General features: G+C 71.6%; 19 protein-coding genes and 3 pseudogenes. 10 read left to right on the forward strand and 12 right to left on the reverse strand.

The genetic code is table 11. From position 1 onward, the window contains the following. Positions 1-381 precede the first annotated feature (381 nt). Positions 382-4,125 carry an RICIN domain-containing protein gene (locus OG900_35140; protein ID WUH94869.1) on the forward strand — a complete coding sequence of 1,248 codons (3,744 nt, stop codon included), beginning with the start codon at positions 382-384 and terminating at the stop codon, positions 4,123-4,125. A gap of 137 nt (positions 4,126-4,262) precedes the next feature. Here the strand turns inward: OG900_35140 and OG900_35145 are convergent, their stop codons facing one another. Beyond that, positions 4,263-4,583, reverse strand: a complete 321-nt coding sequence (locus OG900_35145) for a nitroreductase family deazaflavin-dependent oxidoreductase (GenBank protein ID WUH96039.1) — start codon at positions 4,581-4,583, stop codon at positions 4,263-4,265. A 219-nt stretch (positions 4,584-4,802) separates the two neighbouring features. Here OG900_35145 and OG900_35150 point away from each other — a divergent pair, with 219 nt between their 5' ends. The 3 genes from OG900_35150 (at position 4,803) to OG900_35160 (ending at position 7,246) form a co-directional block, all read left to right on the forward strand. Beyond that, a complete protein-coding gene (locus tag OG900_35150) occupies positions 4,803-5,420 on the forward strand; it encodes a DsbA family protein (protein ID WUH94870.1) in 618 nt (205 codons plus the stop codon). A gap of 49 nt (positions 5,421-5,469) precedes the next feature. Next, positions 5,470-6,009 carry a cupin domain-containing protein gene (locus OG900_35155; GenBank protein WUH94871.1) on the forward strand — a complete coding sequence of 180 codons (540 nt, stop codon included), beginning with the start codon at positions 5,470-5,472 and terminating at the stop codon, positions 6,007-6,009. A 253-nt stretch (positions 6,010-6,262) separates the two neighbouring features. Continuing rightward, positions 6,263-7,246: an alpha/beta hydrolase gene (locus OG900_35160; protein WUH94872.1), complete on the forward strand. Its 984-nt coding sequence runs from the start codon at positions 6,263-6,265 to the stop codon at positions 7,244-7,246. A gap of 574 nt (positions 7,247-7,820) precedes the next feature. Here OG900_35160 and OG900_35165 read toward each other — a convergent pair. From OG900_35165 to OG900_35180, 4 genes and pseudogenes are all read right to left on the reverse strand, one after another. Next, entirely contained in the window at positions 7,821-8,399 is a 579-nt protein-coding gene (locus tag OG900_35165) for a GNAT family N-acetyltransferase (protein WUH94873.1), read from the reverse strand. A 53-nt stretch (positions 8,400-8,452) separates the two neighbouring features. After that, positions 8,453-9,033: pseudogene (locus OG900_35170) on the reverse strand (transposase). Positions 9,034-9,123: 90 nt separating this feature from the next. Next, a pseudogene (locus OG900_35175) lies at positions 9,124-9,321 on the reverse strand (site-specific integrase). A gap of 463 nt (positions 9,322-9,784) precedes the next feature. After that, positions 9,785-10,621: an aldo/keto reductase gene (locus tag OG900_35180; GenBank protein WUH94874.1), complete on the reverse strand. Its 837-nt coding sequence runs from the start codon at positions 10,619-10,621 to the stop codon at positions 9,785-9,787. A 246-nt stretch (positions 10,622-10,867) separates the two neighbouring features. On the opposite strand from OG900_35180, the gene OG900_35185 reads away from it, so the two are divergent. Both OG900_35185 and OG900_35190 read left to right on the forward strand, forming a co-directional pair. Continuing rightward, positions 10,868-11,914: a LacI family transcriptional regulator gene (locus OG900_35185; protein WUH94875.1), complete on the forward strand. Its 1,047-nt coding sequence runs from the start codon at positions 10,868-10,870 to the stop codon at positions 11,912-11,914. Positions 11,915-12,085: 171 nt separating this feature from the next. Next, the gene (locus OG900_35190; GenBank protein ID WUH94876.1) at positions 12,086-14,167 is read left to right on the forward strand and encodes a SpoIIE family protein phosphatase; all 2,082 of its coding nucleotides are present in this window, start codon (positions 12,086-12,088) and stop codon (positions 14,165-14,167) included. Between the two features lie 113 nt (positions 14,168-14,280). Here the strand turns inward: OG900_35190 and OG900_35195 are convergent, their stop codons facing one another. Continuing rightward, positions 14,281-14,892 carry a LysE family transporter gene (locus OG900_35195; GenBank protein ID WUH94877.1) on the reverse strand — a complete coding sequence of 204 codons (612 nt, stop codon included), beginning with the start codon at positions 14,890-14,892 and terminating at the stop codon, positions 14,281-14,283. A 69-nt stretch (positions 14,893-14,961) separates the two neighbouring features. Between OG900_35195 and OG900_35200 the strand changes: the two genes are divergently transcribed. Beyond that, on the forward strand, positions 14,962-15,891 hold the full coding sequence (locus OG900_35200) for a LysR family transcriptional regulator ArgP (protein ID WUH94878.1): 930 nt from the start codon (positions 14,962-14,964) through the stop codon (positions 15,889-15,891). On the opposite strand, the gene OG900_35205 is transcribed toward OG900_35200, so the two are convergent. Both OG900_35205 and OG900_35210 read right to left on the reverse strand, forming a co-directional pair. Next, positions 15,872-16,795, reverse strand: coding sequence for a GNAT family N-acetyltransferase (locus tag OG900_35205; GenBank protein WUH96040.1), 924 nt, complete (start codon positions 16,793-16,795; stop codon positions 15,872-15,874). The genes OG900_35200 and OG900_35205 overlap by 20 nt on opposite strands. A gap of 186 nt (positions 16,796-16,981) precedes the next feature. Beyond that, complete coding sequence (locus tag OG900_35210; GenBank protein ID WUH94879.1) at positions 16,982-17,242, reverse strand: hypothetical protein; 261 nt, start codon at positions 17,240-17,242, stop codon at positions 16,982-16,984. Between the two features lie 108 nt (positions 17,243-17,350). Between OG900_35210 and ykgO the strand changes: the two genes are divergently transcribed. Beyond that, positions 17,351-17,473: a type B 50S ribosomal protein L36 gene (gene ykgO, locus OG900_35215; protein ID WUH94880.1), complete on the forward strand. Its 123-nt coding sequence runs from the start codon at positions 17,351-17,353 to the stop codon at positions 17,471-17,473. A 459-nt stretch (positions 17,474-17,932) separates the two neighbouring features. Here the strand turns inward: ykgO and OG900_35220 are convergent, their stop codons facing one another. Then, complete coding sequence (locus tag OG900_35220) at positions 17,933-18,634, reverse strand: TetR/AcrR family transcriptional regulator (GenBank protein WUH94881.1); 702 nt, start codon at positions 18,632-18,634, stop codon at positions 17,933-17,935. Positions 18,635-18,676: 42 nt separating this feature from the next. Next, positions 18,677-20,146, reverse strand: coding sequence for an MFS transporter (locus OG900_35225; protein ID WUH94882.1), 1,470 nt, complete (start codon positions 20,144-20,146; stop codon positions 18,677-18,679). 297 nt (positions 20,147-20,443) lie between these two features. On the opposite strand from OG900_35225, the gene uppS reads away from it, so the two are divergent. Together uppS and OG900_35235 are read left to right on the forward strand one after the other, a co-directional pair. Further along, entirely contained in the window at positions 20,444-21,220 is a 777-nt protein-coding gene (uppS, locus tag OG900_35230; GenBank protein WUH94883.1) for a polyprenyl diphosphate synthase, read from the forward strand. A gap of 36 nt (positions 21,221-21,256) precedes the next feature. Beyond that, positions 21,257-21,982: a class I SAM-dependent methyltransferase gene (locus OG900_35235; protein ID WUH94884.1), complete on the forward strand. Its 726-nt coding sequence runs from the start codon at positions 21,257-21,259 to the stop codon at positions 21,980-21,982. A 19-nt stretch (positions 21,983-22,001) separates the two neighbouring features. Here OG900_35235 and OG900_35240 read toward each other — a convergent pair. Then, positions 22,002-22,556 (reverse strand): annotated as a pseudogene (locus OG900_35240) (feruloyl esterase). A gap of 191 nt (positions 22,557-22,747) precedes the next feature. Beyond that, positions 22,748-24,337, reverse strand: a complete 1,590-nt coding sequence (locus OG900_35245) for an FAD-dependent monooxygenase (GenBank protein WUH94885.1) — start codon at positions 24,335-24,337, stop codon at positions 22,748-22,750. Between the last annotated feature and the right edge of the window lie 63 nt (positions 24,338-24,400).

Below are 24,400 nucleotides of genomic sequence, written 5' to 3' on the forward strand. Positions count from 1 at the left end.
CAATTACTCCCGCGAAAAATGAGTCCGACTCATTCGGCAGAAGCGCGTTTGCGTCCGTGAAGATAAGTGGGACGCAGTCTGGCCAGTTCGACCGCGATCGTGCCACACTCCTGGCGCTGGGATGGTCCCGCTACGGGCCTCAGCCGTGGCCTGCGACGAGGGAGGCGATCTGGTGTGCGGTGCCTCGGTTCCCGACCGTTGAAGAGCCCGCGCCCCAGCCGGATGTCGCGCGGTCGGCCACCTCGCGCCCACCCCGTATCGACGATCCCGGTGGCGCTGGTGGTGCCCGCGTTGGGCGATGTCGAAGCACAGCCCGCACTGAACCGGCAGCGGAAGCTGCGGACCTGACGCTGCCATCACGGTTCCACGCACTCATGGGAGATGATGATGATCGAGCCGCAGGACGAAGGACGATCCATCCGCCGGCGCACGGTTCTCGGCGGGGGGCTCGCCGCTTTGGGGGTCGTGGCCCTGCCGGGCGGGATCGCGTCGGGCGCGCCCGGCGCGGCACCCGAAGTGGCAGCCGCGTGGGTGGACCCGCCCAACGGTTACCCCGAGTGGAACAACAACATCGGGATCTTCGAGGTCAACTCGGAGCCGCCGCACGCGACCTCCATGCCGTACGCCGACCTCCAGCAGGCGCTGGACGCCGACCGCACCACGTCGCCGTACCGGCTCGACCTCACCGGGACGTGGCGGTTCAAGCACGTCTCCAAGCCCGCCGACCGTGACCTGAACTTCCACCGCACCGACGTCGACGACACCGCCTGGCCGACCATCCCGGTGCCCGCCAACTGGCAGCAGCACGGCTACGACTTCCCGATCTACACCAACTTCACCTACCCCTGGTGGGGCGCCAACGGGCAGAACGAGAACGCCCAGCCGCCGTTCGCGCCGACGCGGTTCAACCCGGTCGGCCAGTACCGCCGGCGGTTCGACCTCCCGGCCGCCTGGCAGGGGCGGCGGGTCCACCTGCACTTCGAGGGCGTCAAGTCCGGGTTCTACCTGTGGGTCAACGGAACGAAGGTCGGGTACCGCGAGGGCTCGTACACGCCGGCCGAGTTCGACGTCACCGACTACGTCCGGGCCGGCTCCAACCTGGTCGCGGTCGAGGTCTACCGGTTCCCGGACGGGGACTGGATGGAGGACCAGGACATGATCCGGCTGTCCGGGATCTTCCGGCCGGTCTTCCTGTACTCGGTGCCCGCGGTGCATCTGCGCGACTTCACGCTCACCACCCCGCTGCGGGACAACTACACCAACGCCGACCTGGCGGTGAAGGTCGCGGTGCGCAGCCGCGGCGCGCAGCAGTCGGGGACGTACTCGGTGGAGGTCCAGCTCTACGACGCCAACCGGCAGGCAGTCTGGCCGTCGCCCCTGCGGGTACCGGTGAACGTGGGCGCGGTGCCGGTCGGGCAGGACGCGACGGCGCAGGGTTCCCAGGCCGTCCAGGGCCCGAAGCTCTGGTCGGCCGAGCACCCGAACCTCTACACCGCCGTGCTGCAACTGCGCGACCCGTCCGGCGCGGTCACCCAGACCGCGTCGGCACGGGTCGGCTTCCGCGAGTTCACGCTCTCGGGCGGCCTGATGCGGATCAACGGTCAGCCCGTGTCGTTGCGCGGCACCAACCGGCACGAGACGAACCCCGACCGCGGGCAGGCGTTGACCCGCGAGGACATGGTCACCGACATCAAGCTGATGAAGCGGCTCAACATCAACGCCGTCCGGACCTCGCACTACCCCAACAACGCGGTGTGGTACGACCTCGCCGACGAGTACGGCATCTACGTCATGGACGAGGCCAACCTGGAGACCCACGGCGTGCGGGACAACTACCCCGACTCCAACTCCGCCTGGACCGCGGCCGTCGTGGACCGGGCCGTCCAGATGGTGCACCGCGACAAGAACCACCCGTCGGTCGTCATCTGGTCGCTCGGCAACGAGGCGGGCGGCGGCAGCAACTTCGTGACGATGCGCAACGCGATCCGCTCGGCCGACCCGACCCGGATCGTCCACTACGAGGGCGACAACCGGCGCGAGGTCAGCGACATCCGGTCCCGGATGTACGAGAGCCCGTCCACGGTCGAGGGCCGCGCCAGGGACACCTCCGACACCCGCCCGTACGTGATGATCGAGTACTCGCACTCGATGGGCAACTCCAACGGCAACTTCAAGGAGTACTGGGACATCGTCCGGCGCTATCCGGTCCTGCAAGGCGGCTACATCTGGGACTTCGTCGACCAGGGCCTGCGCCGGCCGATCCCGTCGGGCAGCAGCGGGACCTACCTCGCGTACGGCGGCGACTGGGGCGACAACCCCAACGACGGCAACTTCTGTGCCAACGGCATCGTCACCGCGGACCGGCGGCCGGCCGGCAAGGCGGCCGAGGTCAAGCGGGTCTACCAGGCGATCACCGTCTCGGCGGGCGCGGACGTCACCAGCGGGGTCGTCAAGATCACCAACGAGAACCTGTTCACCAACGTCAACGAGTTCACCGGCCGGTGGGCGCTGGTCGCCGACGGCACAGTCGTCCAAAGTGGAGCGCTCACCGCCGCGCAGCTCGACATCGCGCCGTTGACGAGCAAGACCGTGCAGCTGCCCGTGCAGCGGCCGACAGCCCCGGCGCCGGGGGAGGAGCACTTCCTCGAACTGTCGTTCACCCTTACGGCCACCACGGCCTGGGCCGACGCGGGGTACGAGGTGGCGCGGCAACAGCTCCCGGTGAACTTCTCCAGCCCGCCCGTCGTGCCGACGCCGGTGGCGGACGTGCCGGCGTTGACGGTCACCGAGGCCAGTGACCGCGTCACCGTCGCGGGCACGGACTTCACCGTCGTCTTCGCCAAGGCGACCGGCACGATCAGCTCGTTCGACGCGATGGGCGTGCGGCTGGTCAACTCCGGCCCGGTGCCGAACTTCTGGCGCGCGCCCACGGACAACGACCGGGGCAACAGCCAGCCCAGCCGCAACGGCACCTGGCGGCGTGCCGGCCTGGACCGGACCGTGACCGGGTTCTCCGTCAGCAAGCCGTCGGACCGCGCGGTCCGGATCGCGGTCACCGGCACCCTGCCGACCAGCACCACGTCGACGTACACCACGACGTACACGGTGTACGGCAACGGGGAGATCAAGGTGGACAACACCCTGCACCCCGGGGCGACCAGCCTGCCGTACATACCGGAGGTGGGCACGATCCTGTTCCTGCCCGCGGACCTGGAGCAGGTGCGCTACTACGGCCGTGGGCCGGAGGAGAACCACTGGGACCGCAACAGCGGGTCCGACGTCGGTGTGTACTCCTCGACCGTCTCGGGGCAGTGGACCGGTTACATCCGGCCGCAGGAGAACGGCAACAAGACCGACGTGCGGTGGGTAGCGCTGGTCAACGGCAGCGGCCGTGGCCTGCTCGCGTTCGGCGAACCGCTGCTCGAGGTGAACGCGTCGCACTTCACCCCGGAGGACCTGTCGACCGGTGCCCGGCACGACTACCAGTTGACGCGGCGGTCGGAGGTCGTGCTGCGGCTCAACCACCGCCAGATGGGTGTCGGCGGCAACGACAGCTGGGGCGCGCAGACTCTGGACCAGTACAAGCTGTTCGCCAACCGGGACTACTCCTACACCTACCGGCTGCGGCCCCTGCCGGATGTCGGCCAGGCCCTGGCGCTGTCCCGGCGACCGGTGGAGACGCCGGGCGGCGGCAGCGGTCCGCAGACCGGCGTGTACTACCGGCTGGTGGCCCAGCACAGCGGCAAGGCCGCGGACATCAACGGCGCGTCCACCGCGGCCGGCGCGCTGCTGATCCAGTGGCCGGTGTCCAGCGGGCTCAACCAGCAGTTCGACTTCGTCGACTCGGGTAGCGGCTACTACCGGATTCGGGCGCGGCACAGCGGCCTGGTGTTGCAGGTCGCGAGTTCGAGCACCGGCGCCGACATCAGCCAGCAACCCGATTCCAACGCCGCGAGCCAGCAGTGGCGCGTGGTGGACCAGGGCGGAGGCACGGTGAGCCTGGTCAACCGCCAGAGCGGCCTGGCGATGGACGTGTTCAACGCGTCGACCGCCGACAGCGCCCGCATCTCGCAGTGGACCCCGGGCGGCGGTGCCAACCAGCGCTTCGCCCTCCAGCGCGTGTGAGCCGGTAGTCCGGGTGCGGACCGGCCTGGCGCAGGTACCGAGGTACCTGCGCCAGGCCGGTCCCCGTTGACCCACCACCCTGTTCCGAACAATCGCTCAACCCGCGTCGTCAGGTGAGGGCTTGAAGCCCTTGGCGATCAGCCACACGCCCAGTGAGAACTCCCACAGTGCGATCGGAAGTGCCCGCGAGCCCCGACTGCGCGGAGGTTCGTCCCCGGACGTCGAACAGCACGGCGGTGAAGGAGGCGACGAGCAGGGGCGCTCCGATGAATCCGAGCAGCGGGAGAACTCGTGGGACCAGGCGCGACGGTCTCGTAGCCGCGCTGGGCCACCAGCCAGAAAACCTCGTCGGTCAGCCCGTCACACACCGGCGTGCGCCGGGGAAGCCCCGTGCGCAGCCCGGTCGTCTCCAGCAGTGCGTCACCCGGCGGCGGGTGATCCAATTTGTGCGCGAGCATCACCGTGGGGTTGACAGCATGGGTCTGAAGCAGGTGGAACAGTCGATTCCCGGTGGCTGACCTGGTCATCCGGCTCGTCCAATCCGGTGCTCCTGAGACCACCGAAGGCGGCCGTCGGCACACCCCACTCGAAGCCCAAATTACCTGGAGATGCGCAGGGACACCATCGCACCTGTGCCGCCGAGGCCGGGCTTGCAGTCCGTGGGAGGGTGCGCGACGGTGGAATCATGTCGATCGGCGATTTCTCGCCCGGCAGGAGCGGAAGCCACCGCGCCTGTCCTGCACTGGTACGACATCGTCTGCCCCTTCTGCTACGTCGGACAGGACCGATCGCGCATTCTCACCGCCCGCGGTTTCACGGTGCTGAGCATCCCGCTTCCGATCCACCCGGAGATCCCGCAGGAGGGCATCGAGGCGGGCCCTCGGCAGGGTCCGATGTATGAGTTTCTGCAGAACGAGGCGCGCTCCGTCGGCCTCTTTCTGCACTGGCCCGCCCGGCTTCCCAACACCATTCTCGCGCTCACCGTCGCTGAATGGGCACGCCGTCATGGACCCAGGGCTTTCCCCGCGCTCTATGCGGCACTGTTCGAAGCCCACTTCGTCCGCGGCGAGGACATCGGCGCGCCGGCGGTGGTGCAGCACCATGCGGCGGCCAGTGGTGTCATACGCGCACTGGCGGTGGCGATGACGAAACCGGGGCCCGCGCAGGACGTCGAGCAGTCGTCCGGGCTGGCCGAACAGTTCGGCATCGCGGGCACGCCCACGTGGCTGGTGGGTTCGCTGGTGATATCAGGCCTGCGCCCGCGGTCGGAGTTCGAAGAATTCCGCTCCGCCTGAAGAGACGCCCGATGAACCAGAGGCGTGACAACGACGGAAGGAGAAAGTTATGACCGGCAAAGGTGCGCGTGGCGTCAACGTGGTGCGTCCGGGCGAGGGGGAGGAGGTTGCCATCCCCGGATTCGGGGCCACCTACAAGCTCTATGCCCGTGATACCGGCAGTGAGGTGTCGATTGTGGAGCACCCCTTCGCTGTCGGCTTCATCACCGCACCCCACAAGCACGTTGGAGAAGACGAGCACTCCTTTGTCCTGGAAGGCGAAATCGGGTTCCGCTCGGACGACAGTGAGGTGGTTCTCGGGCCGGGCAGTTACATAACGAAGCCACGCGGCCAGATGCATGCGATGTGGAATGCGGGAGACATGCCCGGACGAATCATTGAGATTATCACGCCCGGTGGATTCGAGGACTATTTTCGCCAACTCGGTGAACTTTTGGTCGACGGCAAGAAAACCGAATCCGCCTCCAGAAGTCTCCACGACACTGACGAGTTCACTGCCCTGGCCACCAAGTTCGGCCTTACCTATGGAGAGCCGGACTGGCTCGACGACGTGATCAAGCGTTACGGCCTCCGGCCGCCGACCCACTGAAGCCAGGGGACTTCGCTTGAGGTGTACAAGCCTTCGAACGAGGCCTGCAGTCCATCAGGAGTGGGGGCCGACGGCAGCCGGAATGGGAGAAACCCAGGCCAGGGCCGGCGCAGGTCGGGTCTCGGCGGGCATCAGGCTTGGAAAGGAAGAACGGATTGTCCCTCCATCGCACGCCCCCTGCGGGGTATAGCCCGGCCGGGGAAAAGCCCGGCGGCGAGGCGTGCGCCCCCACGACGCGGGGAGAGGCCCTCTCATGACCGGATTTCCACCACCTCCCGTACCGGTTCTCGAACAGCCCGCGCTGGCGGTGGCCCGTGCGACCTTCCCCCACCCGCGCAGCTACGAGCTGCCGCCGGAGAAGGGGCGTGAGCGTCTGGTCGCGCTCCAGGCCGGGCGAGGAGTGGGGAAACCGGTGGTCGAGGAGACCTGGGTGACGGTCGACGCCGGCCGGTACGGGAGGGTCCGGACCCGCATCGTCCGTCCTGCGGGCGCCCGTGGCGATCTGCCTGCCGTGCTGTTCCTGCACGGCGGGGGCTGGGTCTTCGGCGACGAGACCACGCACGACCGTCTGGTCCGTGAACTGGCCACCGGTGCGGGTGCCGCCGTCGTCTTCCCCCTCTACTGCCGGGCGCCCGAGGCGCGGTACCCGGCACAGATCGAGCAGAGCCACGCGGTCGGCGCATGGATCGCGGGGCAGGGTGGCGCACACGGCCTGGACACCACGCGGATCGCCCTGGCCGGGGACTCCGCCGGCGGGAACCTGGCCGCGGCGCTCACCTTCCTGGCCGAGGAACGCGGTAACCTGCGGTTCAGGGCGCAGGTGCTGCTCTACCCGGTCACAGACGCGGGGATGGACAGCGGGTCCTTCCGGCAGTTCGAAGACGGCTACTACCTGACGCGGGACGGCATGGCGTGGTTCTGGGACCAGTACGTCCCCGACCCGCGACGGCGGGCCGAGCCGTATGCCTCCCCGCTGCGGGCGCCGGCCGAGCAGCTCACGGATTTGCCGCCCGCCCTGGTCGTCACCGGTGAGGCGGACATCTTGCGGGACGAGGGCGAAGCCTACGCGGCGCGCCTCCGTGACGTCGGTGTCGAGGTCACGGCTGTACGCGTCCTGGGCACAGTCCACGACTTCCTCGTGCTCGACAGCCTGCGGGCGACCCGGGCAGCCACCGTTGGCCGGGAGCTCGCCGTCGACGCTCTCCGCCAGGCCCTCCATGGACAGTTCCCGTCGTGATCGGACGAAGCATGCTTGCAGACAGTTGATGTCCCCGGCGTACCACCCGGCCGGGGTGGCGCGGAAGCGTTGAGGAGACGACGATTCGGGACGGGCGTAGTGATTCCCCATCGGCCAGGCCGAACGCGGGTGAGCGGACGTACGCGATCCTCACGCGCATGGGCGGCGTCACCGTCATCGACGGTGGCTTTCCTACAGAGGCGGCGGCCCTTACAGGGGAGCACAGGCGGTGGCTTGTGCGCGTCCTGGTCTTCTGCGCGAAGCCGGCGGTTGAGTCCAACGCGGAGGGATCACACGGGTCCCGAAAATCTGGTCCGCGGAGGTCGAGCGGTAGGTTGCTGATGGGGGACGGCGCAGAGATCTGCTGCGGGCCGGTGGTCGGCGCGGACAGGCAGTGGAGCACGGCCGGCAGCGCTGACCCTGGGTCCCGTCCTTGTTCGTCGGTCACAACCGGCGTCTTCGCGGGCAGAGTGGTTCAGCGGTGCTCGTGCGGTCCTGGAGGACGCAATGATCCTTAGAGGTCGTCTCGTTTGGTGCCGAAGGGACGAGAGCTGAGCTCGATGGGTGCGGATGTTCAGGGGCAGGGAGTGCCGTTGACGGGCGGCGTAGGACGGTTCAGCCGCCAGACCACTTCGATCCCGCTGCTTGAGGGAGCCGCGGGCGGTGTTCCCTGCTCACGCAGGACTTCGGTGAAGCCCAATCGGCGTGGTATCGCGGCGCTGGAAGTGTTGGACAGGTCGTGCGCGATTTCCATGTACTCCACGTCCGGCAGCGTGAACATCTCGGTGACCATGGCCGCCGTTGCTCTAGTGGCGATGCCCTGGCCAGTGGCGGCGGGGTGCAGCCAGTACCCCATGCGCCGGACCTGAGGCTCGGCCCCGCGGTAGGTCTGACACATTCCAATGAGAGTGCCGTCTTTGGCGATGGCGTAGTTGTACACGTCACCGCTTGCCCACTTCGACTCGGACATCGCGAGGAAGTCTCGGGTGCTCTTCGCACTGTGACGGGCGACCCACGACTCCCAGGGGCGCAAGTGGTCCAGAGACTCCTCGATCAACTTGAATGCCGGAGCGAAGTCGCTCTGCCCCCGCCAGCACCGCAGGACGAAGTCTCCGCACTCGATGATCTGCCTCGGTCGGTCCATGACGGCCATGCTTGTCCGCAGGACAGCCCGCTGCAACGGGATACGGAGAACTGGTGAACCGCCTACCTGGCAAGACGGCGATAGCAGATCAGGGCGGCGGCGATCCCGGCGAAGGCCAGGAAATGTTCCGCCTTGCGCTCGTAGCGGCGGTGCAGGCGGCGGCATCCGGCGAACCACGCCACCGTGCGCTCCACGGTCCAACGGTGGCGGCCCAGCCGCTGGGAGGACTCGATGCTTCTGCGGGCGATGCGCGGAGTGATGTTCCGGGAGCGGAGCCACCGGCGCAGGTGTTCGTAGTCTCGGACCCGTCAGGTCCCCCTTTTGTCGCGCGCATGTTCACGGAGTCGACGGCGCACCTGGACCAGTCCAACTCGCCACGCGCGCCGAGTTCGTCCAGGACCAGGCGGTGGAGCTTGCTCCATACTCGGGCCCGGCTCTACTCGGTGAACCGCCGGTGCGCGGTCGGCCGGGACGGGCCGAAGACCGGTGGCAGCTGCCGCCATGTACACCCCGTCGTGGCCACGAACAGGATCGCCGCCAGCACTTCGCGATCACCGTAGCGGCGTCGGCCACCCTGCGGACGCAGCGGTTTGGCATGCGGAGTCCGCGCCTTGGCAAGCAGCGTGGTCCGGCGTTCGTCCATCTTGTCGGAGACCTCGTCGAGGCGGTCGGCGAAGAGATGGCCGTAGACGTCGAGGGTGAGGGCCGCGGACTTGTGGCCGAGCATCGTCCGGATGACGTTCACGTCGGCGCCGCCGGTGATGGCGAGCGAGGCGGCGGTGTGGCGCAGCTTGTACGGGGTCAGGTGGAGGTGGCCGAGTCCGGCCGCGCGGACCGCCGGGTCGAAGAATCGGCTGCGGAAGTTGCTGCTCCGCAAGGGGCCGCCCTGGGGCGCGATGAAGAGGAGCTGGTCCGGCGTGCGGCCCGCCATATGGGTGGCCGGCTCGCCGAGGTGGAACCGGTGGAGCGGCACCGAGCGGCGCTCGGTGGTCCTTGGGGGTGTACAGATGGAGGACGCCCTTCTCGTCGACATACGCCCGCACCACGTGAGCGCTGCTCAGCACGACGTACGCCTTCCGCGCGCTCAGCTCGCGGCCGGTGGCCGACAGGTCGGCCGGCCACTGCGCCACGTCGTCGTACCGGACGCGGTCCGGAGGCGTCGTGCCCCACCTCGGCAGGACGTGGAGGTCGAGGATGCCCCGGTCCGGTTCCCGGTCGACCGCTTGAGGTTCGCCTGCGCTGCCGGCCACGCCTCGGCTGTCTCGCCGAACCTCGCGCGTGCGGCGGCGGGGTCGCGACAGGAACCGGTGTGGCCCGTCAGGGGACCGTCCCGTCGCATTCCTGCACGCCGACCGCCCGCGCAAAGGAACCTGGCGCGGAGGGGGTCGGCCGGCTCAGCTCGGGATCCAGTTGAAGGTGTCCGGGTCGGGGCCGAAGCGCTCGCCGCGGTCCAGTGCGGTGATCGCCGCCATGTCGTCCGGGGTCAGCTCGAAGTCGAAGAGCCGGAAATTCTCCTCGACCCGGGCCTTCGTCACCGACTTGGGGAAGACGATGTCCCCGCGCTGCACATGCCAACGCAGCGTGACCTGCGCGGGCGAGCGGTCCACCCGCTCGGCGATCTCCGTGATCACCGGGTCGTCGAGCACCTTGCCCTGGGCGATGGGCGACCACGCCTCGGTCGCGATGCCGTGGTCGGCGCCGAAGGCGCGGACGTCGTCCTGCGCCAGATAGGGGTGGACCTCGATCTGGTTGACCGCAGGGACCGTGCCCGTCTCCCGCAGCAGCCGCTCCAGATGCGACGGCTGGAAGTTGGACACCCCGATCGCCTTGGTCAGGCCGGAGCGGTAGATATCCTCCATCGCCTTCCAGGTCTCGACGTAGTCCCCGACCGCGGGCAGCGGCCAGTGGACCAGGAAGAGGTCCATGTACTCCAGGTCCAGGTCCTCGATGCTGCGGGCGAAGGCCGCGAGCGCGTCGTCGTAGGCGTGGTAGCCGTTGTTGAGCTTGCTGGTGACGAAGACGTCGCCGCGCGGCAGCCCCGAGTCCCTGACAGCCTGGCCGACCTCCTTCTCGTTGCCGTACATCTCCGCGGTGTCGATATGGCGGTAACCGGCCTCCAGCGCGGTGAGCACCGCCTCCCGGGTGTCCTGCGGCTCGATCTGGTAGGTCCCGAAGCCCAGCTGCGGGATCGAGGTGCCGTTGTTGAGCGTGAGGCTGGGGATGTGGGTCATGGGTGTCTTCCCTTGCTCTCCTTGGCTGCTGTCCCTGCTGCTCTTCCCCTCACCCACCGTAGCGGCGGCATGCGCGATCGTCCTGCCGGATGCATCCGGAGAGCGCTCTCACGTCACCCGCCGACCCGATACGCTGTGGCCTGCCCGGCCGTCGGCCCACCGTCCGCGCCGGTCCGCGCCTCCCCGTATGTGCCCGTGCCTGTCCCGCGTCACGTCCCGCGTCCGCCGCGCGAAGGAGCCATCCCGTTGTCCGCACGGCCCGCCGCCCCGCGTCCCACTCTCGAAGCCGTCGCAGCCAGGGCAGGGGTGTCGCGAGCCACCGTGTCGCGGGTGGTCAACGGGGGAGCGGGGGTACGCGGCCCGCTCGCGGAAAGGGTGCGCGCGGCCGTCGACGAGCTGGGATACATCCCCAACCAGGCCGCCCGCACCCTGGTCACCCGGCGCAACGGCGCCATCGCGGTGGTCGTCGCGGAACCCGAGTCCCGGTTCTTCACCGACCCCTTCTTCGCCCAGCAGGTCCGCGGCATCAGCCGGGAGCTGGCCGCGCACGACAACCAGCTGGTGCTGCTGCTCACCGGGGGCGCGGCCGACCACGAGCGGGTCGGGCGCTACCTGACCGGCGGCCATGTGGACGGCGCGCTGATCTTCTCGCTGCACGCCGACGACTCGCTGCCGGTGCTCGCCCGGAACGCCGGCGTGCCCACCGTGATCGGCGGCCGCCCCACCTGGCCGGACCCCGACGCCCGCCGCCGCACCCTCTATGTCGACTGCGACAACCGCGGCGGCGCGCGCGACGCCGTACGCCGGCTGCTGGCGCTCGGCCGCCGGCGGATCGCGCACATCGCGGGACCGCTGGACCAGCCCGCCTCGATCGACCGGCTCGACGGCTTCCGCGACGTGCTGCCCGACATCGCACCGGGGCTGATCGCCGAGGGCGACTTCACCCCGGAGGGCGGTGCCCGGGCCATGGAGAGACTGCTGGAGCGCTCTCCCGACCTCGACGGGGTCTTCGCCGCCTCCGACGTGATGGCCTCGGGCGCGCTGCGGGTGCTGCGGGCCCGCGGCCGCCGGGTGCCCGACGACGTGGCCGTGGTCGGCTTCGACGACATGGTGTCGGTGGCGGAGTGGACCGACCCGCCGCTGACCACGATCCGGCAGGACATCGAGGAGATGGGCCGGCTGATGGCCCAGCTGCTGCTGCACACCCTGGAGCCGACGTCCGATCCCGACGGGGCGCCCGCGGTGTCCTCGATCATCACCCCCACCCGGCTGGTGGTCCGCGACTCCGCGTGAGGCGTGCGCCGGTGCCGCCGGCGGGCCGTGCGGCCCTTACCGCCAGGACTGCGGGAGAGCGCTTTCCCGCAAGTCGCCGGGGAAGACCCCGCGCCCGGCGAGCCCCGTCAGGGCCCGCCCCGGGCGCACGTTCGCCGTGCCCCCCGCCCCGCCACGCGCGATGATCGGGGGATGAGGCGTAGCGGCCACGAGACGGGTGCGCCCGAACTCGAACCCGAGGTTTTCGACAGCGCCATCGTGCCGATCGCGATGACCGCGGGCGGCGACCACGTGCTGGTCTACTACAACGACGCCTTCCGCGCCCTCTTCGGCCCCCGCACGCTCGGCGCCCCGGCCCGCGAGGCCTTCGGCGAATCCCTGGCCGCCCCCTACATCACCATGCTCGACCAGGCCTTCGGCGACCGCACCGCCGGCCAGGCCGCCTCCCCGCGCAGCAGCGACGGCAGCACCCCGGGCGTCTCCGGCGTCCGGCACTTCGTCTACAGCTGCTCGCCCGTGGTGTCCCGGCACGGCCCCGGTGTCCTCACGGTGGCCATCGACACCACCGCCCAGGTCGAGGCGGCACAGCGCGCCCATCTGCTCTCCGAGGACCGGCACCAGGCGCTCCAGCGCTACGAGGCGCTGATGTCCGCGGTGAACCAGATCGTCTGGCTGATGCAGCCCAGCGGCGAGATCCAGGAGTTGGTCGGCGGCTTCGAGAAATTCACCGGCATCCCGTGGCGGCCGATGATCGACCAGGAGTGGCTGTCCGCGGTCCACCCGCACGACCGCAGCCGGCTGGTGGGCAACTGGCGGGAGGCGGCCGAGGACAGCCCGTCGATGTTCGTGTGCACCTTCCGGATGCGGACCGCGTCCGGCACCTACCGGCGCGTGCAGTCCCGGGCGGTGCCCATCGTGCGCGACGGCGCCGCCATCGAGTGGATCGGCACCACCGCCGACGTGGAGGACCAGTGGCGCAACCGGCTGCGCGAACGGCTGATGGCCAGGGTCGCCACCGTGATCTCGGCCAACGACGTACCGCAGGCCTTCGCCGCCGTGACGGAGGCGGTGGTGCCCGACCTGACCGACGTGTGCGCCGTCTTCCTGCTGCCCCCGTCCGCCCTGCCGGGCGCCGACAGCACCCTGAGCGCCGTCCGGATCGCCTCCACCGCCCGCGAGGGGCTGCCCGCGCTGCCGCCGATGAGCAACCAGCCGCGGCAGGTCGGCCCGATCGCCCAGCAGGTCATCGAGAGCCGCAGGCCGCGGCTCTTCACCTTCCCGGCGGGCGAGCCGCCTGCCGGGATGCTGCCCGAGCTGTCCATGGGCTGGCTCAGCGACGCCCGCGCCACCAGCATCACCATGGTGCCGATCGTGATCGACGCGGCGGTCGTGGCCTTCGCCGTCGCCGCCGGCTGCGCCGACGGCCCGCCGCCGGGGCCCGCCGACCTCCAGATGCTCGGCGAGGTGCTGCACGAGGTGCGCGACCCGCTGCGGCAGGCGCTGGAGCTCCAGCGCACCCGGCACACCGCGCTGACCCTGCAGCGCGCCCTGCTCACCCCCACCCCCGACGTGCCGGGCGCCGAGCTGGCCGCGAACTACCAGCCGGCCAGCAGGACCGCGGAGATCGGCGGCGACTGGTACGACTCGCTGGTGCTGCCCGACGGCTCGGTCACCCTCACCATCGGCGACATCGCCGGCCACGACCTGGAGGCGGCCACCTCGATGAGCCAGCTGCGCAGCATGCTGCGGGTCATCGCCTATGACCGGTCGCGCCGGAACACCCCGGCCGAGAGCCTGTCCCGGCTGGACATGGTCGCCGAAGGCCTCGACCTCGCGCCGCTGGTCACCGCCGTGCACGCCCGCCTGGAGCGGCGCCCGGACGGCGGCTGGCACGCGGCCTGGTCCAACGCCGGCCACCCGCCGCCGCTGCTGCTCCCGGCGTCGGGGGCGCCGCGCTTCCTGGAGGGCGACGGCCCCGACCTGCCGCTGTGCGTGGCCCCCTTGATGCCCCGCACCACCTGGCACCGCGAGCTGCGCCCCGGCGACACGCTGCTGCTCTACACCGACGGCCTGATCGAGGTGCCGGGCACCGACCTGACCGAGGGCATGGCCGCGCTGGCCGCCCACGCCGAGCAGGCCCGCGTCCGCGGTCTGCCGCTGGCCGCGCTGTGCGAGCGCCTGCTGGCCGCCGCCGCGGACCGCCGCGACGACGCGGCCGTGATCGGCTTCCGCCCGATCGCCCAGGGCCGCGTATGGACCGCCCGCCTGCCCTGACGCACCCTTCCGCGTACGGCGGCGAGCCCGCCCGCGCCCCGCGCGGGGCCGCCGCTCCAGTCCGCGGGCTACGGCGGCGAGCCCGCGGACATCCCGCGCGGGACGCGGCCGGCTCAGGTGCGGGCCGCCATCAGCACCCCCAGGGTGATCATCGTGCCGGCGATCACCACGTCCAGCGCCCGCCAGGAGTTCGGGCGGGAGAAGGGGCGCTCCAGGAGCCGGGCGCCGAAGCCCAGGCCGCTGAACCACAGGACGCTGCCGGTCGCCGCCCCGGCGCCGAAGGGCCAGCGCGAGCCGCCGTAGCCGTTGGCGACCGAGCCGAGCAGCAGCACGGTGTCGAGGTAGACGTGCGGGTTGAGCCAGGTCATCGCCAGGCAGGTGAGCACCGCGGCCCGCAGCGAGCCGCCCGCGGTGCCCGCCGCCTCCAACCGCCGCGGGCGCAGTGCCCGGCGGGCGGCCAGCAGGCCGTAGGACACCAGGAAGGCGCCGCCGATCCAGCCGGTCACGGTGACCGCCGACGGCCACGCCTCGACCACGGAGCCGACACCGGTGACGCCCACCGATATCAGCACGGCGTCCGACAGCGCGCAGATCGCGACCACCGCGGCGACATGCTCGCGGCGGATGCCCTGGCGCAGGACGAAGGCGTTCTGCGCGCCGATCGCCACGATCAGCGACAGGCCGGTGCCGAGGCCGGCGAGGGCCGCGAGGAGGGCGGTGTTCACGAGCCCGAGGCTATGAAGCGCGGCGCCTTCAGTCCAGCTCATGTTTCTTAGCTAAGATGAGGGATTGTGATGACGACGTCCGGGCTGCCGCTCGACCAGGTGCGCACGCTGCTCGCCGCGGTGGACGAGGGCACGTTCGAGGCCGCCGCCGCCCGGCTCCATGTGACGCCGTCCGCCGTCAGCCAGCGGATCAAGGCGCTGGAGCAGCGCACCGGGCGGGTCCTGCTGCTGCGGTCCAAGCCGGTGCGGCTGACCGCCTCCGGCGAGGTCGTCGTCCGCTTCGGGCGGCAGCTGGCCCGCCTCGAACAGGACGCGGCAGCCGAGATCGGCCTGACCGGCGGCGCCGGACCCGCGACGCTGTCGATCGCGGTCAACGCGGACTCGCTCGCCACCTGGTTCCTGCCCGCGCTCGCCGAGGCGGCGGGCGCCCTCGACGTCTGCTTCGACCTGCACCGCGACGACCAGGACCACACCGCCCTGCTGCTGCGCCAGGGCCGGGTGATGGCCGCGGTCACCTCGTCGCCCGAGCCCGTGCAGGGCTGCTCGGTGCGCCCGCTCGGCCGGATGGCCTACCGGGCGTACGCGTCCCCCGCCTTCGCCGCCCGCCACCTCGCGCACGGCACGCTCGCCGACCTGCTGCCCGCCGCGCCCATGGTGGTCTTCGACCGCAAGGACGACATCCAGGACGGCTTCCTGCGCCGCCTCGTCCCCGGCCGCCCCACCTCGGGACAGCCCAGGACCTACGTGCCCGCGTCGGAGTCCTTCGCGGCCGCCGTCGCCGCCGGCCTCGGCTGGGGCATGGTCCCCGACGCGCAGGCCGCCCCCTACCGCGCCGCGGGCGCCCTGGTCGACCTGGCCGCGGACCGGCCGATGGACGTACCGCTCCACTGGCAGCAGTGGAAGCTCGACTCGCCGCCGCTGGCCGCCCTCGCCGCCGCCGTGGTCCGCGCCGCGGCCGGGGCCCTGGACCAGACGCCGGTCAGGACCAGGTCATCATGAGGGTGCGCTCGAAGTCGACGTAGCCGGCCCGCGCGAAGGCGCGGGCCATCGGGATGTTGCCCAGGTCGGTGGACGCGCGGATCCGCGGGGCGTCGTGGGCGGCGAGCACGCGGGTGCCCTCGGCCAGCAGGTCGTCGACGTGGCCGCGGCCGCGGTGGGCCGGCAGCACTCCGATGTAGGCGATGATCGGGTTGTAGTCGTTGCGGGCCGGGATGACGAAGCCGACGGCCTCGCCGTCCGGCAGGGTCGCCACCCGCCACCAGTGGCGCGGGCTGCGGTAGCCGTCCAGCTCGTCGCCGTAGTGCGCGGCCGCTGCCTCGCCCGGACTCATCGTGGCCAGGTCGGCGAGGCTGTGGGCGTCGAGCGTGCCGTCCAGCACCGCGGTCATCAGGGCCAGGATCTCCTCGGCGTCCCGCACCGGCCGGAAGCCGACCCGCCCGGAGGCGGCGGGTACGGGAGTCCCCGGCCGCCACTCCAGCCGCAGCCGCTCCACGAAGAGCCTCGCCCCGATCCGCTCGAGCACCGCCATCCGCTCCTCGACGCCCTGCCGCACGCGTGCGTCCTCCCGCCATCCGGGCGGCAGGAAGCGGCTGTATTCCGGCGGCACGGCCCCGGCCGGTACGACCGCCGCCATCGCGGTACGCACCAGGTGCTCGGCGATCTCCAGCCGGTCGGGGGCGTCGCCGTCGATGTCGAAGACGTCGAGGTAGCGCGGCGTGTCGTCGCCGCTGCGGCCCCACCACCCCACTCTGGCGAGCAGCCGGTCGCCGCGCAGCGCGACCCACATCCACCCGGGCCGCCGCCGGCCCCCGGCGAGGTCGTCCGCCAGCTCGTCGTCGAGCACATAGGGCAGCCGCGAGAACAGCCCCACCTCGTCCGCCCCGCTGATCGGGCGCACGGTCACATCGTCACTTACCGAGGTCAAGCTGTTCGCTCCGCGAGTGTGAGGCTGCAAGGTCGTCCGCGGCAGTCAACACCGCACCCCTGCCGGACGCGAGCGCTTTTCCCCGGGGGCCCGGACGGCATGCGCCGCCGCCCCGCTGCGGCCGTGCGCCGCTCGCGCCGAGCCTCTTTCCGGCCGAACGGGGGCTTATTCCCCCATCTTCCCCGGCGTCGTGAAGTCGGGGCTCGAATAGCCGGGGGCGGAGAAGCCGGCCTCGTCCGGGACGAGGTCGTCGGCGTCCTCGGCCTCGTAGTCGGGGCCCTCGAAGGGCGGGACGACGTAGTCCGGCGGGGTGTAGTCGCGGACCGTGGAGTCGGGGCCGGTGAAATCCGGGCTGGAGAAGTCGGGGCTGGAGAAACCGGGGGAGAAGTCCGGCTCTTCTTCCGGGGGCTGGGATTCGTCGCTCATGCCGTCCTCCTCCGTACGGGCGGCGCGTGCGGAATGAATACGGGGGCGCCGCCGTTGTGGTGCGTGCACGACGAGTATGACGAGCACACGAAGAGAAAGGCGCCCCCCATGAAAGTACGCAACTCGCTGCGGTCGCTGAAGAACCGTCCGGGCGCCCAGATCGTGCGCCGGCGGGGCAGGGTCTACGTGATCAACCGCAAGGACCCGCGCTCCAAGGCCCGCCAGGGCTGACCCGCGCATCTGGGCCGCCGGGAACCGCGGACGGTGACCGGCACGCAAGGCCGTGCCGCTTGACCCTGACGGAAGCGTCAGGGTCGCAGCATGGCCGCCACTCACCTCGGCACGGCGGGCGACGCCCGCAGAGGACCCATTGCCCCGGCGGTGCACCCCGCTTCGAGGTGCCGCGGCATCGCACCGGCATGTGGCGCCGGTGCGATGCCGGAAGGCCCCCTGGCCGCCGCGGCCGCGCACCGGGTGTTCGGCGCGCGACATCACAGGCGGGGGTCGGTACGGATCACCGCGGCGCCCCGGCACCGCGGAAGGTCCGTATGTCGACCGGCCGTTGATCTTGCGTCACCCACTATGCCGTGCCGGGTCGCCTGGGGTCTAGACCACTTGAAGTGAATATGGGGATCCGTGTGCACAGCCGCGGGTCACCGGCGGCGCCGGCTCCCGTGACGGGAGCCGGCGTCACGACTTCGCGGGCGTGCCCGCCGTGGCCGCCGGGCCGGTGCCGATCCGGCGCAGCTGGGCGCGCGTCACGGCGGGCGGGCTGTCCGGGGGGACGTCCGCGGCGCGCAGGCCGGCCAGCTGGATGTCGAGCTGGCGCCGCCAGGCGTCGGGGACGACCGCGCCGCTGGTCTCCACGATGCCGCGCAGGCCCCAGATCAGGGCCATGATGTCGCCCAGCTCGACGCCGGGGGCGACCCGGCCCGCCTCCTGGGCCTGGAGCAGCAGATCGGCGATGCGGTCGCGCAGGACCTCGACGCAGGAGGTCTTGGAGTGGCCGACCAGCTTGTCGGCGTAACCGCGGTGCTCGGCAAGGGATCTGCCGATGACCCGCAGGAACCGCTCAAGGCCGGTGCCGTCCGGCAGGCCGAGGGACCGGCGTGCCACCTCGGTGAGTTCGCTCAGCATCAGGCCGGCGATCTCGTCGACCAGCGCCTCCTTGTTGGGGAAGCGCCGGTAGACCGTGCCGACGCCGACGCCGGCCCGGGAGGCGATCAGCTCCATGCTGGCGTCGGTGCCGAATTCGGAGAGCACCTCCCTGGCCGCCTCGACCACCAGCTGGTGGTTGCGTACGGCGTCGCGCCGCAGCGGCTTGGCCGCGGGCGGGTCCTGGTCCGGTGCGCGGCCGGAACCCGGTGCCTTCGGGTGCGCGTGTCCAGTCATCGTCGCTCGCTCACTCCCGCCGGGTCCCCGCCGCCCGGCAGCTCATTCCGGCTTGTCACCCACGACGGTACCTCCGGGGACCAGTGCCATCTCCGGATGCTGCGGCTCGTCGGCGAAGTCGACCCGGCTGGTGCGCCGGCCGACCGGGATGAGCGTCGCCGCGAGGGCCGCGACGACCATGGCGGCGCCCAGCATGGCGAAGCCCGCCGTGTAGCCGGCCTCCCGCGGCAGGCCGTCGGCCGCCGGGCTGGCGGTGACGACGCTGGCCATCAGGGCGGCACCGATGGAGCCGCCGATGGTGCGGATGTTGGCGTTCATGCCGCTGGCCACACCGGTCTGCGCGGCCGGGACCGCGCTGACGATCAGGCTGGACATCGCGGCGAAGGTCAGTCCGAAGCCGGCGCCCATGATGGCGGTGGCGACGTACAGCTCCCAGGTGCTGGTGTGGGCGAAGGCCAGCAGCGCCATCGACACGGCGCCGATCAGCGAGCCCATCAGCACGACCTTCTTGCCGCCGATGCGGTTGGCCAGGCCGTTCGCGCCGAGGCCGACCAGGAACATCATCACCGACATCGGCAGCAGGATCAGCCCGGACTGGGTGATGCCGGCGCCGAAGCCGTAGCCGGTGGACTTCGGGGTCTGCACGAATTCCGGCAGGAAGGCGAAGACCGCGTACATCCCGACGCCGACCAGCAGCGCCACCAGGTTGTTGGTCCACACCGCGGGGCGGGCCATCATCTTCATGTCGATCAGCGGTGTCGCGGCGCGCAGTTCGACCAGCACCCAGCCCACGGCGAGCACGACGGCCGCCGCGATCAGGCCGAGCACCTTGCCGGAGCCCCAGCCCCACACGGGGGCCTGGCTGAGCGCGACGAGCAGTGCCACCAGCCACGCGGACAGCAGCACGGCCGGTGCCCAGCTGATCCGGCCCGCTGTGCGCACCGGCGACTCGGGGACGAAGAAGTGGGCGGCGACGGCCGAGATCAGCGTGAGGATCATCGGCAGCCAGAACAACCAGTGGTAGTCGAGCGCGTTGACGATCGGTCCGGCGAGCACGATGCCCAGGCCGCCGCCGACCGCGAGGATCGAGGCGATCAGGCCGACCGCGCCGTTCAGCTTCTCGCGGGGGAATTCGTCGCGGATGATGCCGAAGGCCAGTGGCAGCACACCGCCGCCGATGCCCTGGATGGCCCGCGCGACGATCATCGTCTGCACGTTGGTCGCCAGCGCGGCGAGCAGCGATCCCGCCGCCAGGGCGCCGAGCGTCGCGACGAAGACGCGCTCCTTGCCGATCATGTCGCCTATCCGGCCCATGACCGGCGTGAATATGGAGGCCGACAGCAGATAGGCGGTCAGCACCCAGGTGACGGTGTTCTGGTTGGTGTGCAGGTCGGCCTGGATCGTCGGCAGCACCGGGGTGACCAGGGACTGAAGCAGCGCGTATGCGCTCACGCCCGCCGCAAGGACCGCGAACGTGACCTGGTGGTGCGTGCGCCGGGTCTCGGACGCCATGGAACTCCTTCGCAAGATGAAACGGAACGATCATTCCGGAACCCAGGATAAGGGATCAGGAATGACGATTCCGTTTCATCGCGATGAGGGAAAGCGCACACCCGGTCCGGGAATTTTCCGGGCGCCCCGCGCACACCGGTCGTGAGCTGAGTCTTTGCCGCCGCCTCCGCGGGGTGCGGGAACCCGAAGCTGTGGAAGCGCTTACACGCCGTCGCACTCCCCATGGTTCCCGCCCATGTCCCGCCCGGCGGACGGGCCGTGGTGTCCTACGCTCGGCTGACGGGAAAGGACACCACCATGCGGATCGCCTCTCCGGCCTACGCCCTCTACACGCGCCGGCTGCGCCGACGGCTGCGCGGCGGTGCGCTGCCCCGGCACATCGGTCTGATCATGGACGGCAACCGGCGCTGGGCCCGGCAGGCGGGCCTGGCCGGTCCGAGCCTGGGGCACAAGGCGGGCGCCGACCACGTGGACGACGTGCTGGGCTGGTGCGAGGCGCTCGGCATCGGCCATGTCACCGTCTTCGTCTGCTCCGCCGAGAACCTCGCGCGCCGCAGCGAGGCCGAGATCGCCTTCCTGATGGGCCTGGTCGAGCAGGTCGTCACCGACAGGCTCACCCGGCCCGGCGCCCGCCGGCGGCTGCACGTCGCGGGCAGCCTCGACGCGCTGCCCGACCGTACGGCCCGTGCGCTCAAGGAAGCCGTGGCCGCCACCGAGGACTGCGCCACCGGCACCCAGGTCACCCTCGCCATCGGCTACGGAGGCCGGCAGGAAGTGGTCGAGGCGCTGCGCGAACTGCTCACCGAGCGCGCCGAGTCGGGCCAGTCCCTGGCCGAACTCGCCGAGCAGGTCGGCCCCGAGGACATCGCCGGACACCTGTGGACGGCCGGTCGCCCCGACCCCGACCTGGTGATCAGGACCAGCGGCGAGCAGCGGATGTCCAACTTCCTGCTGTGGCAGAGCGCCCACTCCGAGCTGTACTTCTGCGACGCCCACTGGCCGGCCTTCCGCGAGGTCGACTTCCTGCGGGCGCTGCGCAGTTACGCCGCCCGGCAGCGCCGGCGCGGTGCCTGACCGCCCCCCCCGGACCGACCGGCCTATCCTGACCGGGTGTTCTCACCCGAGGGGCCCACTCTGCGCGAACTCGCCGTCCAGGCGCTGTCGTCCGTCGACCACGGCTACGACCTGCTCGCCCCGGCGTTCGACCGCACGCCCTTCCGCACCCCCGACCGCTTCCTCGACGCGACCGCCGCCGCCCTCGCACCGCTCGGCCCCTTCGACGCCGGACTCGACCTGTGCTGCGGTACGGGCGCGGGCCTGCGGGCGCTGGCCCCGCTGTGCCGCGAGCAGGTGGCGGGCGTCGACTTCAGCGCCGGGATGCTGGCCAGGGCCGCCGCCGCTGCGGGCCCCACCGGCGGTCCGCGGCCGCAGTGGGTGAGGGCCGACGCCCGCGCGCTGCCCTTCGCCGCGGCCTTCGACCTGGTGGTGAGCTTCGGCGCCTTCGGCCACTTCCTGCCCGCCGAGCGCCCCGGGCTGTTCGCCCAGGTGCACCGGGCGCTGCGCCCCGGCGGCCTGTTCGCCTTCCCGATCGGGGCGCCGCCGCCGATCACCTCGCCCTGGTACTGGGCGATGGCGGGCTTCGACGGCTCCATGCGGCTGCGCAACGCGGTGTGGCGCCCGACCTTCGTCATGTACTACCGCACCTTCCCGTATTCGGCGGTGCGGGACGACCTCGCGGCGGCCGGCTTCGACGTGGGCCTGCGCCCGCTTCCCGGCTTCGGCCGCCGCGAGAACGGCAGCCCGCGGGCCGGGCTCGTGCTGGCCCGCAGGGCATAAGGCCGCGCGGCCCGCGTCGGCAGCCGCCGTCCGCGATCACGTAGTAGTCCGCGCCGGTCTCCTTCAGGGTGTGGGTGGTGAACAGATTCCACAGCCCCATGGTCTGGTCGGAGCCGTCCGCGTACGTGTAGCCGCCGCTCTGGTGGGCGCGGCCCGCGGCGACCTGGTTGTGGTTGCCGGCGGTGAAGCACTGGCCGGTGCCGCCGCCGGACGACCCGGTGGTGGTCGCGGCCGACGCGGCCCCCACGGCGCCCGAGGAGTCGACGGCGGCCACCGTGTAGCTGTACGCCGTGCCGCCCGGCAGGGTCTGGGTGGACGACGCGGTCTGCCCGATGCCCCACACGGTCGTCCACTGGTCGCGCAGCTCCGTGCCGTTGACCGGGTAGACGCTGGAGTTCGAGGCGCCCTGCCAGATCGCCACCCGCGGCCACGGGCCGGAGTAGCCCGGGTCCGAGGCGCGCACCTTGTCGCCGAGCTGGGCCGGCGTCAGGTTGACGCTGCCGTACTGGCAGGTGGAGGCCGCGGCCAGCGACGTCGCGCGGTGGGCGGGCAGGCCCGAGTCGGCCGCGCCGCCGTCGGCTTCCTGTTCGGTTCGTGCCGGACCCCCGGCGGGTGGTGGGTTGCGCGCGCAGTTCCCCGCGCCCCTTGGGTTGCCCTCTGCGCCGCGCGGCGCGCCTCCAGGGGCGCGGGGAACTGCGCGAGCAGCCACGACGGTGGTCTCAAGGCAAGCGACGCACCGCGAGGGGCAAAAGGGGACCTGGGGCTTCAGGAGAAGGTGCGGGTGAGGTGGGGGGTGAGAGGGCCCGGGGAAAGAGGGTGGAGGCGGAGGGAGATGTGGGCGTCGGGGCGGATCAGGATGGCCTCAGGCGTACGCGCAGCGTATCGGCGACGGAAATCGCCGTCCCGATCGCGGACGCGGGGGACACCGAGGCCGTCGCCGGAGGCGCCCGGCGCGAGGACCGCGAAGACGTTGAGGCGCCCGTGGGCCGCCGCCCGCGCCGCCGTGGCGCAGGCCCGCAGCTCCGCGGCGGACGCCGCCTCGCTGGCGTACAGCAGCAGTGTGTGGTGCGGGCTGCGCAGCAGGTCGAACAGCCGTACCGGATACGCGGCGATGTCCCCGGTGAGCCCCCGGCAGTCCGGCGCCCGGTCGCCGGGGCGGGGCGCGGGGCCGCCGGGGTCGGGGTCGACGAGGGGGCTGTCCGGGTAGCTGATCAGCAGTTGCGCCTCGCGCATGACCTCCGCCTCGAAGCCGCCGCGGGCATGCCGTACGGTCCGTGCGACGACCTCCTCGCCGACGGGGCGCCTCTCGGCGTGGTAACTGGCGAGCAGCCCGTCCGCGGCGACGCCCTGCGTCGCGAGCGCCAGCTTCCAGGCCAGGTTGTAGGCGTCCTGGATGCCGGTGTTCATGCCCTGGGCACCGGTCGGCGGGTGGATGTGGGCCGCGTCGCCGGCGAGGAAGACCCGGCCGACGCGGTAGCGGTCGATGAGCCGGTGGCTGATGCGGAAGACCGACGCCCAGCGCAGCGACCTGGCGGTGGTCGGCCGGGGCGAGAGCCGGTCGAGGGCGGCCTGGATGTGCCGCAGTTCGGGTGCGCGCCCGGATTCGGGGCCGTGCGCCACCTGGTCGCCCGCCGCGGGCGGCGCCGTGGACAGCTCCGGCGGGACGAGCATGGACATGCGGTAGCGGCCCCGTCCGGGCAGCGGGACACAGACCAGCAGGTCGTCGGTGGCGCCTTCGGCGTCCTGGTGGACGGAGCGGACCGTGTAGCCGGGCGGCAGGTCCCAGTCGACCTCGACGTCGCCGAGCATGTACTCCTCGGGGAAGGCGTCGCCCTCGAAGGCCAGCCCGAGTGCCTGCCGGGTGCGGCTGTGCGCGCCGTCGCAGCCGACCACGTAGCGGGCCCGCAGGGTCTCGGTGCCGTCGGCCGTGCGGAGCGTGGCGCTCACCGCGTCGGCGTCCTGTTCCAGGCCGAGCAGTTCGGTGCCGCGCTCGATCCGGCCGCCGTAAGCGGCCAGGTGCGCGGTCAGCAGCTGCTCCGTCGCGTACTGCGGCAGCGCGGCGAAGCCGTACGGCACGTCGGACGGCAGTTTCAGGTCGATCCGCGGTCCCGGCTCGCCGTTGACATAGCCGAGCTGCCCGTAGATCGGCACGGCCGCGTCGAGGGCGTCGCGCACCAGGCCCATCGCGTCCCACACCTCAAGGGTGCGCGGCTGGACGCCGACGGCCTTGGCGTACGGCATCGGCTCGTCGAGCCGGTCCACGATGCGGCAGGCGACGCCGCGGCGGCGCAGTTCGAGCGCCGCGGTGAGCCCCACGGGACCCGCTCCCACCACCAGTACCTCGGTGTCGCCCATGATCGCTCCCCGGTGTCCGGAGGGTGCGGCCACGCACCGCTCGTTCACCCCGCCCGTCCAGCC

The organism is Streptomyces sp. NBC_00433 (assembly GCA_036015235.1).
In the GTDB taxonomy this organism is placed as follows: Bacteria; Actinomycetota; Actinomycetes; order Streptomycetales; family Streptomycetaceae; genus Actinacidiphila.